Below are 11,906 nucleotides of genomic sequence, written 5' to 3'. Positions count from 1 at the left end.
GCGGGTGGACGCGCGGGGCGTGGGGAGTCGCCGCGCATCGTGAATCATCCTTTAGCAGGTATGGGAGCGATTTTTCGTTAACCAAGTTCCCGCGGATAGCCCCTGCGACAATCAGCCCGCGCGCTGGCGCTCGCTGGAGGTGGGAATGCGCAGCCCCTCGCGGTATTTGGCGACGGTGCGGCGGGCGACCTGGATGCCCTTGCGCTGCAGTTCCTCGGCGATTGCCAGGTCGGACAGCGGCTTGCGCGCGTCCTCGGCCTCGATCAGCTTGCGCAGCATGGCCTGGATCGCGGTGGCCGAGGCGGTCCCGCCGTCCTCGGTGGAGACGCCGCTGGAGAAGAAGTATTTCAGCTCGAAGGTGCCGCGCGGGGTGTGCATGTACTTGCGCGTGGTGACGCGCGAGATGGTGGACTCGTGCATGCCCACCTCCTCGGCCACCTCGCGCAGCACCAGCGGGTGCATGGCCTCCGGGCCGTAGTCGAGGAACGCGCTCTGCCGCCGCACGATCGCCTCGGCGACCTTGAGCAGGGTCTCGGCGCGGGATTCCAGGCTCTTGATCAGCCAGCGCGCCTCCTGCAGCTGGCCGCGCATCCAGCTGGCGTCCTCGCCGCGGGCCCGCGCGATCAGGCCGCAGTAGTGCTGGTTCAGGCCCAGCCGCGGCTGCGCGTCCGGATTCAGGCTGACCCGCCAGCGGCTGCCGTCGCGTAGCGCGTAGACGTCGGGGGCGACGTATTCCACCGGCGTGGCGTCGAGCGCGGCGCCGGGGCGCGGGTCGAGGCTGCGGATCAGCACGGCGGCGTCGGCCACGTCGTTTTCGCCGGCGCGCAGGCGCCGCGCCAGCCGGGCGGTGTCGTTGCGCGCCAGCAGCTCCAGCTCGGTGTCGACGATGCGCAGCGCCAGTTCGCGCTGCGGCGTCCCGGGGGCGAACTGCTCCAGTTGCACGCGCAGGCAGTCGCGCAGGTCGAGGCTGCCCACGCCGGCCGGGTCGAAGCCCTGCAGCTGGCGGCGCACGGCATTGATTTCCTCGACGCTGGCGTTGAAGCCGGCGGGCAGCGCGGCGAGCACGGGCTCCAGCCCTTCGGCCAGGTAGCCGTCGGAATTCAGCGCGTCGATCAGCACGGTGGCGATCAGGTGCTGGCGCGGGTTGAACGAGGCCAGGTTGAGTTGCCACAGCAGGTGTTGCTGCAGGGTTTCGGGCGCGGCGTTCTGCGGCTCGAAATCGTCGTCGCCGCGCATGCCGGCGCCGCTGCTGCCGCCGTTGCTGGAGAAGTCGATCGGCGCTTCGGCTGCGCCGCCACCGTCCGACCAGTCGCCGGCGTCGTCGCCGGCTTCATCGCCGGCGGGCACGCTGGCCGTGACCGTCTCGTTGCCGGGGTATTCGCTTTCGGTCCCGCTGCTCTCGGCCGCTTCGTCGTCCTCGACTTCCTCGGCGAACTCCAGCAGCGGGTTGCTCTCGGCAATCTGCCGCAGTTCGGCTTCCAGCTCCAGCTGCGACAACTGCAGCAGGCGGATCGCCTGCTGCAGTTGCGGCGTCAGGGTCAACTGCTGGTGGAGGCGAAGCTGCAGGGCGGGTTTCATGCCGGCGGGGTCGGATGGAATCGCGGCCATCCTAACGCGTGGCTGTGGCTGCAGCCATAGCCCGCGGCTGGGCCGGGAACCCGCTTCGGCAGGTATGTCAGAGCCGGAATTCGCGGCCCAGGTAGACCTCGCGCACCTTCTCGTCGGCAAGGATGTGCGCCGGGGTGCCGCGCGACAGCACCTCGCCCTCGTTCAGGATGTAGGCGCGGTCGCAGATGCCCAGCGTTTCGCGCACGTTGTGATCGGTGATCAGCACGCCGATGCCGCGTTCCTTGAGGTGCCGCACGATGCGCTGGATCTCGCCGACCGAGATCGGGTCGACGCCGGCGAACGGTTCGTCCAGCAGCATGTAGCGCGGGTTGGCGGCCAGCGCGCGGGCGATCTCCACGCGACGGCGCTCGCCGCCGGACAGGCTGACGCCCTTCTGCCCGGCGATGTGTTCGATCTTCAGCTCGTCCAGCAGGTTTTCCAGTTCGCCGTTGCGCTGCTGCGCGCTCAGCCCGTTGCGCAGCTCCAGCACGGCGAGGATGTTGTCCGCCACGCTGAGCCGGCGGAACACCGAGGCCTCCTGCGGCAGGTAGCCGATGCCCAGCCGGGAGCGTGCATGCATCGGCAGGCCGGTGATGTCCGTCTTGTCCAGCCTGATCGTGCCGCCGTCCGCCTCGATCAGGCCGACCACCATGTAGAAACAGGTGGTCTTGCCGGCACCGTTGGGGCCGAGCAGGCCGACCACCTCGCCTTCGCGGATGGAGAAGCCGAAATCGCGTACGACCTGGCGCGACTTGAAGCTTTTCTGCAGACCTTCGGCGGAAAGCATCGGTTACTGCTGCCCCTGTGGGGTGGGCACGCTTTTCGCCGGCGCGGGCGCGGCGGTTCCGGCCGGTTTCGGCTTGGGCTTGAAGGTCATGTGGACCAGGCCGTCGCCGGCGCTCTCGCCGGTCATCTGGCTGGTCTCGGTGTTGTAGGTGAGCCTGTCGCCGTGCGCTTCGCCGCGGCCTTTCTGGGTAACCGAGGCCTTGCCGCTGAGCACCGCGATGCCGTTGAGGTTGTCGTAGTCGAGCGTGGCGGCGTCGCCCAGCATCAGGTTGCCGTTGTCGTCCAGCTGCTCGAGATGGGCCGGGCTGCCGGTGATGACCACCCGGCTGATCTGGGTGTCCGCGTCGAAATACACCTTGGCCTGCGCGCCGGTGGCTTTCAGCGTGCCCTGGGTGATCACCACGTTGCCGGTCAGCGTGCTCACGCTGTTGGGTTTCTGGAAACCGTCGAAATTCTTGGCGGCGACCTGCATCTCCTGCTGGCGGTCGCTTTTCCTGGCCAGCGCCGGCTGGGCCGCGAGCAGGCCCAGGACGACGACGGCGAGCGCGAACCTAGCGCTGGCGCGGCGGGAAGGTGGCATGGACGTCATCGAGCAGCTCCAGGTGTTTGTCGTTGAGGTCGGCACGCATGCCGATACCGCTGATTCTAGTGCCGCCTTGCACCATCTGCGCCGGGGCGGCGGTTTCCAGGCGATTCTGCTTCGGCCAAGCGGTGACGTCGGCGGTCTGGATGCGGGTCGCCGGCGTATCGCCGAACGCCGCCCGGTTCATCTCCACCGGGCCCTGCAGCTTGAGCTGGCTGCCGTCCTTGTTGACCCAGCCGTACAGCGACTGGCCCAGCCAGTCCGGCACCCCGGCCTGGTTGGCCGGCAACTGGAAGGTGGGCGCGTTGAGGTAGAGCGATTCGTCGCCCTCGCGGCGCTCCAGGTGCGGCGACTGCAGGTGGAAGCTGGGCAGGCCCTCGGCGTTGTACTCGGTCATCCGGGCGTCGGTCAGGGTGTAGCCGGAACGCGGCGGGCCGACGAAATCGGGGGTCTTCGGCGCCGGTCCCAGCCACCAGAGCAGCAACTGGGCCAGCCCGGCGGCCAAGGCGATGGCGACGGTTGCGGCCGGCAGGCGCCGGTCGCGCAGCCAGAGGCGGAGGCTCATCGCCAGCGCTCCCGTTCGGCGTCGCTGCGGCCCTGCGCGTGCAGGATCAGGTCGCAGACCTCGCGCACGGCACCCATGCCGCCGCTGCGGGTGGTCTGCCAGTGCGCGGCCTCGGCCACCCAGGGGTGCGCGTTCGCCACCGCCACCGCCAGCCCGGCGGTGCGCATCGGCGGCAGGTCGGGCAGGTCGTCGCCGGTGAAGGCGGCCTGTTCGGGTGCCAGGTGCAGCGCGTCCAGCAGCTGCAGCAGGCAGGCGCGCTTGTCGCCCTGGCCCTGGTAGACGTGGGCGATGTCCAGCTCCTCGGCGCGCAGCGCGACCGGATGGCTGATCCGCGCGGTGATGATCGCCACCTGCACGCCGTTCGCCTGCAGCCGCTTCAGGCCGAGGCCGTCGTGCACGTGGAACACCTTGGTCTCGCGGCCGTCCTCGCCGTACCACAGGCGGCCGTCGGTCAGTGTGCCGTCCACGTCGAAGGCCGCCAGGCGGATTTTCGCGGCGCGGGTCAGGAGGTCGGCGGGGAGGTTGGCGAGGTAGTTGGTGGGCACGGGCGGGATTCTAGGAGAGCAGGATCAAGAGCAGCGTGTTTGATTTGTCTGATTCGTCGAGACGAATCAGACGACACGCGCACGGAGCAGATCATGAATGTTCAGCGCGCCGACCACGCGCTGTTCATCGTCGACCACCAGCAGAGCGTGGATCTGGTACTGCTCCATCATCTGCGCCGCCTGCGCGGCCAGCTTGTCGGCGCCGATCGTCTTCGGGCCGCGGGTCATCAGCTCGGCCACGGTGGCGCCGCGCAGGTTCACATCCTCGTCGTCCAGCGCGCGGCGCAGGTCGCCGTCGGTGAACACGCCGAGCAGGCGGCCGTCGGCGTCGACCACGGCGGTCATGCCCAGGTGCTTGCGGGTCATTTCGACCAGGGCGGCGGTGAGGCTGGCGTCGGGCGATACCCGCGGCACCTCGTCGCCGGTGTGCATCACGTCGCTGATGTGCAGCAGCAGGCGCCGGCCCAGCGCGCCGGCCGGGTGCGAGCGGGCGAAGTCGTCCGAGGTGAAGCCGCGTGCCTCCAGCAGCGCGATCGCCAGCGCGTCGCCCAGCACCAGCGCCACGGTGGTGCTGGTGGTCGGTGCCAGGCCCAGCGGGCAGGCTTCGCTGGAGATGCTGCCGTCCAGGTGCACGTCGGCCTGGGTCGCCAGCGAGGAGGTCGGGCGGCCGGTGATCGCGATCAGCGGGATGCCCTGGCGCTTGATCACCGGCAGGATGAACAGCAGCTCGTCGGTCTCGCCGGAGTAGGAGATTGCCAGCACCACGTCCTGCGGCAGGATCATGCCGAGGTCGCCGTGGCTGGCCTCGCCCGGGTGCACGAAGAACGCCGGCGTGCCGGTGGACGCCAGGGTGGCGGCGATCTTGCGCCCGATATGGCCCGACTTGCCCATCCCGCTGATCACCACCCGCCCCCGGCAGCCCAGGATCAGCCGGCAGGCCTCGGCGAACGCCGGCCCGATCCGCGCCCCCAGCGCCTCGACCGCCGCCGCTTCGGTGGCGATCACCGTGCGCGCGCTGCGCGTGATGGCGTCCGGATCCAGCTTGGCCGGCGTGGCGGGAGAGGGCGGGGCGATGCGTGCGTTCATGGGGGCTCGACAAGGAAGGGAAGGGCGGCCATCTCGCCGGACGAGGGCGCCGCCTGTGCCGATCTGGTACCGCCGTCATTTCTGCGCCAGCGGATTTCCATTACCATGGCATATCCGCATTTTAACGTCATTGAGCCAGCGCGATGGGTTCCCTTCGCGACGGAAGCCCTTTCCGGCTGGCCAGCCTCTCGTATGGAACACTCCCCGATGGACCCTGCCCGCATCCAGGCAATGATCGTGAACGGCCTGCCCGGCGCCCAGGTGGAGGTGAGTGGCGACGACGGCGTGCATTTCGAGGCGACCGTGGTCGCCAGCCAGTTCGCCGGCAAGCTGCCGCTGGCCCGGCACCGGCTGGTCTACGCCACGCTGGGCGAGCTGATGGGCGGCGCGATCCACGCGCTGGCCCTGAAGACCCTGACACCGGAGGAAGCCGGGATTCGGGATTCGTAATTCGGGATTCGCCAAAGCCGAACCCCGCCAGCGTCTCGCATCCCGCTTTTCCGCATCCCTAATCCCCCATCCCGAATCCCGTACACCTATGGCCAAAATTCTGATCAGCGGCGGTACGCCGCTCCATGGCGAGGTAAGCATTTCCGGCGCCAAGAACGCCGTGCTGCCGATCCTCGCCGGCTGCCTGCTGGCCGACGAGCCGGTCAGCATCGGCAACGTGCCGCACCTGCACGACGTCACCACGTTCATCGAGCTGCTCGGCCAGATGGGCGTGCAGCTGGTGCTGGACGACCGCATGAAGATGCACGTCGACCCCCGCACCACCAGCACCTGCGTGGCGCCGTACGACCTGGTGCGCACCATGCGCGCCTCGATCCTGGTGCTCGGCCCGCTGGTGGCGCGCTTCGGCCAGGCCGAGGTCTCACTGCCCGGCGGCTGCGCGATCGGCTCGCGCCCGGTCGACCAGCACATCCGCGGCCTGCAGGCGCTGGGCGCCGAGATCACGGTCGAGAACGGCTACATCAAGGCGCGGGCCTCGCGGCTGAAGGGCGCCCGCATCGTGATGGACATGGTCACCGTCACCGGTACCGAGAACGTCATGATGGCGGCGACCCTGGCCCAGGGCACCACGGTGATCGAGAACGCGGCGCAGGAACCGGAGGTGGTCGACCTGGCCCACTGCCTGATCGCGATGGGGGCGCAGATCGAGGGCGCCGGCACCTCGACCATGGTGATCCATGGCGTCGAGCGCCTGCACGGCGCCGAGTACGAGGTGCTGCCCGACCGCATCGAGACCGGCACCTTCCTGGTCGGCGCGGCGATGACCGGCGGCAAGGTGCGCGCGCGGCATGCCCGCGCCAGCACGCTGGACGCGGTGCTGGCCAAGCTGGAGGAGTCCGGCGCGCACATCACCACCGGCGACGACTGGATCGAGCTGGACATGGGCGGCCGCCGGCCGAAGGCGGTCAACATCAGCACCGCGCCGTACCCGGCGTTCCCCACCGACATGCAGGCGCAGTTCACCGCGCTGAACTGCGTGGCCGAGGGCACCGGCGTGGTCACCGAGACGGTGTTCGAGAACCGCTTCATGCACGCGCACGAGCTGCAGCGCCTCGGCGCGGACATCCGCCTCGAAGGCAATACCGCGGTAGTGCAGGGCGTCGCGCAGATGAGCGGCGCGCCGATCATGGCCACCGACCTGCGCGCCTCGGCCTGCCTGGTGCTGGCCGGCCTGGTGGCCAAGGGCGATACCGTGGTCGATCGCGTCTACCACATCGACCGCGGCTACGAGAACATCGAGGAAAAACTCGGCGTGCTCGGCGCGAAGATCCGCCGCTTGCCGAACTGATTGCCCTTCCGCTGTACTCCCTCCCCTGCATCGCAGGGGGAGGAATCGAGGCTCCGTTGCTGCGGTGAGGTCGGCCAGGCCCCGGCTCAGTCGGCCCGGTAGCGCACCAGCTCCATCACCATGTCGCCGCCGTCGTGCTGCGACAGCTTCACCGGCAGCGGGTAACGGCCGGGGGCGTACCACGCGCTGAAGCCGCGGTCGGCATCGGTGCGGTCGACCCGCTGGGCGGCGAAGCTGCCGGCGGGGACCTTCACGGTCTCCTTGCCGGTCACCTCGAAGTGCTGCGCCTGCACCTCCTGGCGCACCGCGACCGGCAGCGTGATCTGCCGCCTGCCGTCGCGCAGCGCCAGGCCCAGTGCGAGCGCCAGCGTGTTCCGCTCGACCATGCCGGGGCGGGCCGGATAGCTCTGCGGACCCTTGCCTTCATCCACGGTCACCCGGTTTTTCGGCCAGTCGACTGCCAGGTGGCGCTGCTTCTGCTTGACCGCAGCCTGCAACTGGTAGTCGTAGCCGATCGCCTCGGGCACGTCGCCCTTCCAGCGGAAACGCGAGCTTTCCGTGACATTGGCGCCGAGCAGGGCGGCCAGTCCGCCGGTGCCCTTGACGTCCTTGCTGTAGATCCACTCGCCGTTGCCGGCCGCGCGCAGGGTCACCGTGGCGACTCCCATCGGCTGGCCGCCCTGCGATACGTCGTAGGTGGCGGTGAACGCGGTCGGCGTGGCGGCGGGGATGGCCCGGGCGCCGAGCAGCAGGCCGAGGCCGAGCAGGGGAGCGAGCAGGGGTCGGATAGTCATGCGCCGAGTCTGCCCAGACCGGGCTGAACCGGCTTTAAGGAGAAAGGCCGGCGTCGCCCAGCCGCAGCGGGGCCGACAGCGGCTGCCCGTCGAAGCGCGGCGCCTGGCCATCCCATTGCAGGCGTCCCGCGGCCAGCAGGCCCAGCACCGCCGGCAGCAACCGGTGTTCCAGCGGCAGCAGGCGCCGCGCCAGGCGTTCCTCGTCGTCGCCGGCCTCGATCGCCAGGCGCGCCTGCGCGATCACCGGGCCGCCATCCAGTTCGGCGGTGACGAAATGCACGCTGGCGCCGTGCTCGGCATCGCCCGCTTCCAGCGCGCGGCGATGGGTATGCAGGCCGCGGTATTTCGGCAGCAGCGAGGGGTGGATGTTGATGATCCGGCCCACCCACGGCTTCAGCGCCTCGCCGTCGAGGATGCGCATGAAGCCGGCCAGCACCAGCCAGTCGGTGCCGCTGGCGGCGACGCGCCGGAACAGGTCCAGGTCGAATGCGCGGCGGTCCGGATAGCTGCGCGGATCCAGCGCCAGGGTGGGGACGTTCGCGGCCTCGGCCAGGCGCAGCGCGCCGGCGCCGGCCTTGTCGCTGCCGACCAGCACGAATTCGACCGGCAGTTCGCCGCGCTCGCGCGCCTCGAGCAGCGCGGCAAGATTGCTGCCGCGTCCGGAGGCGAGCACGGCGACCCTGGCAGGAGCGGTTGTCACGGGGCGGTTCAGCCGATATGCACGCGTTCGTCGCCCGGCGTGGGCACGATGCCGCCGATCACCGAGCTGGCCAGGCCATGCTTCGCCAGCAGCGCGGATGCGCCGGCCACCGCGTCGCGCGGCAGGATCACGGTGAAGCCGACGCCGCAGTTGAACGTGCGCCACATTTCCTCGCGCGCCACGTTGCCTTCGCGCATCAGCCAGTCGAACACCGGCGGCAGCACGATGGCGGAGGCGTCGAGCGCGATGCCGAGGCCGTCCGGCACCACCCGGATGATGTTTTCCTTGAGCCCGCCGCCGGTGATGTGGGCCATGCCGTGGACCGGGCTTTCTTTCAACAGCGCCAGCATAGACTTCACGTAGATCGTGGTCGGCGCCATCAGCGCGTCGACCAGCTTCACGCCACCCAGATCGAGGTCGAACGGATTGCCGGCGCGCTCGAGGATCTTGCGGATTAGCGAATAGCCGTTCGAGTGCGGGCCGCTGGAGGCCACGCCCAGCACCACGTCGCCGGCCACGATGGCGTCGCCGGTGAGCATCCGCGATTTTTCCACCGCGCCCACGGTGAAGCCGGCCAGGTCGTACTCGCCCGGCGGGTACATGTCCGGCATCTCGGCGGTCTCGCCGCCGATCAGCGCGCAGCCGGCCAGCTCGCAGCCCGCGGCGATGCCGCCGACCACGGCGGCGGCGGTGTCCACGTCCAGCTTGCCGGTGGCGAAATAGTCGAGGAAGAACAGCGGCTCGGCGCCCTGCACCAGCACGTCGTTGACGCACATGCCGACCAGGTCGATGCCGATCGTGTCGTGGCGGTTCAGCGCCTGTGCCAGCTTCAGCTTGGTGCCCACGCCGTCGGTGCCGGACACCAGCACCGGTTCCTGGTAGCGGCCGCTCAGGTCGAACAGGCCGCCGAAGCCGCCCAGCCCGCCCATCACCTCGGGGCGGGAGGTGCGCCTGACCAGCGGCTTGATGCGTTCGACCAGCGCATTGCCGGCATCGATATCGACGCCGGCGGCGCGGTAGGTGAGGGCGTCAGACATGGCGGAAACCGGCGTGGGTGAAACGCGCAAGTTTAGCAGCTTGCGGCGCCGTTGCCGGCCGGCTGCCGCGGGTTTGGTGACCGCCGGCATGGACGCTGGGGGCGCGATTGGGCAGACTTCCCGGGAGCTTCCCCTCAGAAGATACCCCCTCCATGCGCCTGTCACGCCTGCTGATCGCCACCCTGCTGCTGGGTCTTGCCGTGCTGCCGCGGCTGCACGCGCAGGCCTCGGGCTCGCCGTACTCGGTGGTGGTGCCGCTGGCCGACACCAGCGACGCGCAGCGCGACCAGGCATTCGCCACCGCGCTGGGCCAGGTGCTGGCGCGGGTCGCCGGCGGCCAGGACCTGCGCAGCAACCTAGGCTACGCCGAGGCATTGGGCACGGCAGCCTCGATGGTGCAGAAATTCCAGTACCAGCGCGCCGCGACCGGGCTGGTACTGGACGTGGAATTCGAGCCCGGCGCGGTGCGCCGGCTGGTGTCGAAGCTGGGCGCGCGCAGTGCCGGCATCAAGCCGCCGGTGCTGTTGCTGGTGCGGGGCAGCGATGGCCGCCTGCTCGACCAGCCGGCGCTGGCCGGCCTGGCCGCGGCCGCCGGCGCGCGCGGCACCAACCTGGCCTACCCCGACGCGGCCAATCCGCCGGACGTGGCCAAGGTCGCCGCTACCGACCCGGCCGCGCTGGCGGCGGTCAACCAGCGCTACCACACCGGCCTGGTCCTGCTGGGCAAGCTGCGCGACGGCGGTGCCGACTGGACCCTGGTGTCCGGCGGCCAGGCGCAGCACTGGAGCGACCAGGGCGCCACGGCCGTCGTGCTCGGCAACGCCGGCAATGGCCTGGTCGATCGCCTCGGCAAGCAGCTCAACGTGATCGGCGCCGGCCCCAGCGAAGGCAAGCTGTGGGTCAGCGGGCTCGAATCCGCTATGGATTACGCCAACCTGATGGCGACCCTGCAGGAAGACCCGTCGGTGAAGCAGGTACAGACCCTTGGCGCACAGAACGACGGCGTGCTGCTGCACGTGAAGGCCTCCGTGCCGATGGGCGCGCTGGCCGCGAACCTCGCCGCCGGCGGCCACCTGCTGCTGCAGGGCGAGACGCATGCGGGCGCGAACGAGAACCTGCGCTGGCTGCATTGAGTTGGATGCGAGTCCCTCGCAAAAAAAACCGCACATCCATGTGCGGACTCTTCAAAATGACCAATGACCATCTCCTGGCCGGGACGTACCGAGTGAATCAAGACAAGGACATCCCACGCCGCTGGCAACTGCTCGCCATCGCGGCGGTCATCGTCTACCTGATCTGGCTGCTGGCGCCGGTGCTGATGCCGTTCGCGGTCGCCGCCATGCTGGCCTACCTCGGCGATCCGCTGGTCGACCGGCTGGAGCGGCTGCGGCTGAACCGGACGTGGGCGGCCACCATCGTGTTCGTGGTGATCATGGTGGCGGTGGTCGGCGTGCTGCTGCTGCTGATCCCGCTGATCGCGCGCCAGATCGAGAACCTGGTCAGCAACCTGCCGCGCTACGGCGAGTGGGCGCAGAACACCGCGTGGCCGTGGCTGCAGGCCCGCCTGCACCTCGATCCGCACACCTTCGACAGCGATCGCCTGCTGGCCGCGGTCAAGGGCCACCTCGCCTCGATCGGCGGCGTCGCCACGGCGGTGCTGGGCAAGGTGTCGCGCGGCGGCCTCGGCATCGCGATGTGGCTGACCAACCTGGTGCTGATCCCGGTGGTGGCGTTCTACCTGCTGCGCGACTGGGACAGGCTGGTGGCGAAGATCGACGGCATGCTGCCGCGCTCGATCCAGCCCACCATCGCCTACCTGGCCAGCGAGTCGGACAAGATCCTCGGCGCGTTCGTGCGCGGCCAACTGCTGGTGATGCTGGCGCTCGGCGTGTTCTACGGTGCCGGCCTCAGCGTGGTGGGGCTGACCGTGGGGCCGCTGATCGGCATGGTCGCCGGCCTGCTCAGCTTCGTGCCGTACCTGGGCTTCATCATCGGCTTCGTCGCGGCGATCGTGGCGGCGCTGGTGCAATACGGCGACTGGGCGCACGTGCTGATGGTCTGCGGCGTGTTCACGGTCGGCCAGTTGCTGGAAGGCTACGTGCTGGTGCCCAAGCTGGTCGGCGACAAGATCGGCCTGCACCCGGTGGCGGTGATGTTCGCGGTGCTGGCCGGCGGCTACCTGTTCGGCTTCCTCGGCGTGCTGCTGGCGCTGCCGGCGGCGTCGGTGATCATGGTGCTGCTGCGCTACCTGATCGAGCGGTACCGCATGAGCGAGCTGTACAACGAGGCAGGGCCGGAGGATCCGGTGATCGCCGAGGCGGGAGCCGCCGCGCCGGCAGCTGCACCGCCGGGCGACCCGCCCGCGCCATGATCCCACAGCTGCCGCTCGCGCTGCGCTGGCCGC

At 69.9% G+C, this 11,906-nt stretch carries 13 protein-coding genes; 4 read left to right on the top strand and 9 right to left on the bottom strand.

Going from position 1 to position 11,906, the window contains the following annotated elements:
* Window positions 1–111: 111 nt before the first annotated feature.
* The 6 genes from RHOFW104R8_RS11760 to RHOFW104R8_RS11735 all read right to left on the bottom strand — a co-directional run bounded on the left by RHOFW104R8_RS11760 (window position 112) and on the right by RHOFW104R8_RS11735 (window position 5,173).
* On the bottom strand, window positions 112–1,578 hold the full coding sequence (locus RHOFW104R8_RS11760) for an RNA polymerase factor sigma-54 (protein WP_068095918.1): 1,467 nt from the start codon (window positions 1,576–1,578) through the stop codon (window positions 112–114).
* Between the two features lie 97 nt (window positions 1,579–1,675).
* The gene (gene lptB / locus RHOFW104R8_RS11755; protein WP_068095917.1) at window positions 1,676–2,395 is read right to left on the bottom strand and encodes an LPS export ABC transporter ATP-binding protein; all 720 of its coding nucleotides are present in this window, start codon (window positions 2,393–2,395) and stop codon (window positions 1,676–1,678) included.
* Window positions 2,396–2,398: 3 nt separating this feature from the next.
* Entirely contained in the window at window positions 2,399–2,983 is a 585-nt protein-coding gene (gene lptA, locus RHOFW104R8_RS11750) for a lipopolysaccharide transport periplasmic protein LptA (RefSeq protein ID WP_068095915.1), read from the bottom strand.
* Window positions 2,946–3,542, bottom strand: a complete 597-nt coding sequence (lptC, locus tag RHOFW104R8_RS11745) for an LPS export ABC transporter periplasmic protein LptC (protein WP_068095913.1) — start codon at window positions 3,540–3,542, stop codon at window positions 2,946–2,948. Before lptC ends, lptA begins: the two co-directional genes overlap by 38 nt.
* Window positions 3,539–4,087 carry an HAD family hydrolase gene (locus tag RHOFW104R8_RS11740; RefSeq protein ID WP_068095911.1) on the bottom strand — a complete coding sequence of 183 codons (549 nt, stop codon included), beginning with the start codon at window positions 4,085–4,087 and terminating at the stop codon, window positions 3,539–3,541. The genes lptC and RHOFW104R8_RS11740 overlap by 4 nt, the downstream gene beginning before the upstream one ends.
* 66 nt (window positions 4,088–4,153) lie before the next feature.
* On the bottom strand, window positions 4,154–5,173 hold the full coding sequence (locus RHOFW104R8_RS11735) for an SIS domain-containing protein (protein ID WP_068095909.1): 1,020 nt from the start codon (window positions 5,171–5,173) through the stop codon (window positions 4,154–4,156).
* A gap of 207 nt (window positions 5,174–5,380) precedes the next feature.
* On the opposite strand from RHOFW104R8_RS11735, the gene RHOFW104R8_RS11730 reads away from it, so the two are divergent.
* Together RHOFW104R8_RS11730 and murA are read left to right on the top strand one after the other, a co-directional pair.
* Window positions 5,381–5,623, top strand: a complete 243-nt coding sequence (locus RHOFW104R8_RS11730; protein WP_068095907.1) for a BolA family protein — start codon at window positions 5,381–5,383, stop codon at window positions 5,621–5,623.
* Window positions 5,624–5,711: 88 nt separating this feature from the next.
* Window positions 5,712–6,971 carry a UDP-N-acetylglucosamine 1-carboxyvinyltransferase gene (murA, locus tag RHOFW104R8_RS11725; protein WP_068095905.1) on the top strand — a complete coding sequence of 420 codons (1,260 nt, stop codon included), beginning with the start codon at window positions 5,712–5,714 and terminating at the stop codon, window positions 6,969–6,971.
* An 86-nt stretch (window positions 6,972–7,057) separates the two neighbouring features.
* On the opposite strand, the gene RHOFW104R8_RS11720 is transcribed toward murA, so the two are convergent.
* Genes RHOFW104R8_RS11720 through purM form a run of 3 tightly spaced genes read right to left on the bottom strand, consistent with a single transcriptional unit; the run spans window position 7,058 to window position 9,502 of the window.
* Window positions 7,058–7,765, bottom strand: coding sequence for a DUF3108 domain-containing protein (locus tag RHOFW104R8_RS11720; RefSeq protein ID WP_068095903.1), 708 nt, complete (start codon window positions 7,763–7,765; stop codon window positions 7,058–7,060).
* Window positions 7,766–7,799: 34 nt separating this feature from the next.
* A complete protein-coding gene (gene purN / locus RHOFW104R8_RS11715; protein WP_068095901.1) occupies window positions 7,800–8,465 on the bottom strand; it encodes a phosphoribosylglycinamide formyltransferase in 666 nt (221 codons plus the stop codon).
* 8 nt (window positions 8,466–8,473) lie between these two features.
* Window positions 8,474–9,502 (bottom strand): phosphoribosylformylglycinamidine cyclo-ligase, encoded by a 1,029-nt coding sequence (gene purM, locus RHOFW104R8_RS11710; protein ID WP_068095899.1) that lies wholly within the window; start codon window positions 9,500–9,502, stop codon window positions 8,474–8,476.
* A 152-nt stretch (window positions 9,503–9,654) separates the two neighbouring features.
* On the opposite strand from purM, the gene RHOFW104R8_RS11705 reads away from it, so the two are divergent.
* Complete coding sequence (locus RHOFW104R8_RS11705; RefSeq protein WP_068095897.1) at window positions 9,655–10,635, top strand: DUF2066 domain-containing protein; 981 nt, start codon at window positions 9,655–9,657, stop codon at window positions 10,633–10,635.
* 92 nt (window positions 10,636–10,727) lie between these two features.
* On the top strand, window positions 10,728–11,873 hold the full coding sequence (locus RHOFW104R8_RS11700) for an AI-2E family transporter (protein WP_068095958.1): 1,146 nt from the start codon (window positions 10,728–10,730) through the stop codon (window positions 11,871–11,873).
* The last annotated feature ends 33 nt before the right edge of the window (window positions 11,874–11,906 follow it).

Source organism: Rhodanobacter sp. FW104-R8 (assembly GCF_001617365.1).
GTDB lineage: Bacteria > Pseudomonadota > Gammaproteobacteria > Xanthomonadales > Rhodanobacteraceae > Rhodanobacter.
This window is presented reverse-complemented; position numbering and strand designations above follow the sequence as displayed.

Bases quoted from the DNA above. Each gene is read 5' to 3' on its own strand.
- RHOFW104R8_RS11760 (WP_068095918.1), bottom strand. From the start codon at position 1,578: ATGAAACCCGCCCTGCAGCTTCGCCTCCACCAGCAGTTGACCCTGACG.
- lptB (WP_068095917.1), bottom strand. From the start codon at position 2,395: ATGCTTTCCGCCGAAGGTCTGCAGAAAAGCTTCAAGTCGCGCCAGGTC.
- lptA (WP_068095915.1), bottom strand. From the start codon at position 2,983: ATGACGTCCATGCCACCTTCCCGCCGCGCCAGCGCTAGGTTCGCGCTC.
- lptC (WP_068095913.1), bottom strand. From the start codon at position 3,542: ATGAGCCTCCGCCTCTGGCTGCGCGACCGGCGCCTGCCGGCCGCAACC.
- RHOFW104R8_RS11735 (WP_068095909.1), bottom strand. From the start codon at position 5,173: ATGAACGCACGCATCGCCCCGCCCTCTCCCGCCACGCCGGCCAAGCTG.
- RHOFW104R8_RS11730 (WP_068095907.1), top strand. From the start codon at position 5,381: ATGGACCCTGCCCGCATCCAGGCAATGATCGTGAACGGCCTGCCCGGC.
- murA (WP_068095905.1), top strand. From the start codon at position 5,712: ATGGCCAAAATTCTGATCAGCGGCGGTACGCCGCTCCATGGCGAGGTA.
- RHOFW104R8_RS11720 (WP_068095903.1), bottom strand. From the start codon at position 7,765: ATGACTATCCGACCCCTGCTCGCTCCCCTGCTCGGCCTCGGCCTGCTG.
- purM (WP_068095899.1), bottom strand. From the start codon at position 9,502: ATGTCTGACGCCCTCACCTACCGCGCCGCCGGCGTCGATATCGATGCC.
- RHOFW104R8_RS11705 (WP_068095897.1), top strand. From the start codon at position 9,655: ATGCGCCTGTCACGCCTGCTGATCGCCACCCTGCTGCTGGGTCTTGCC.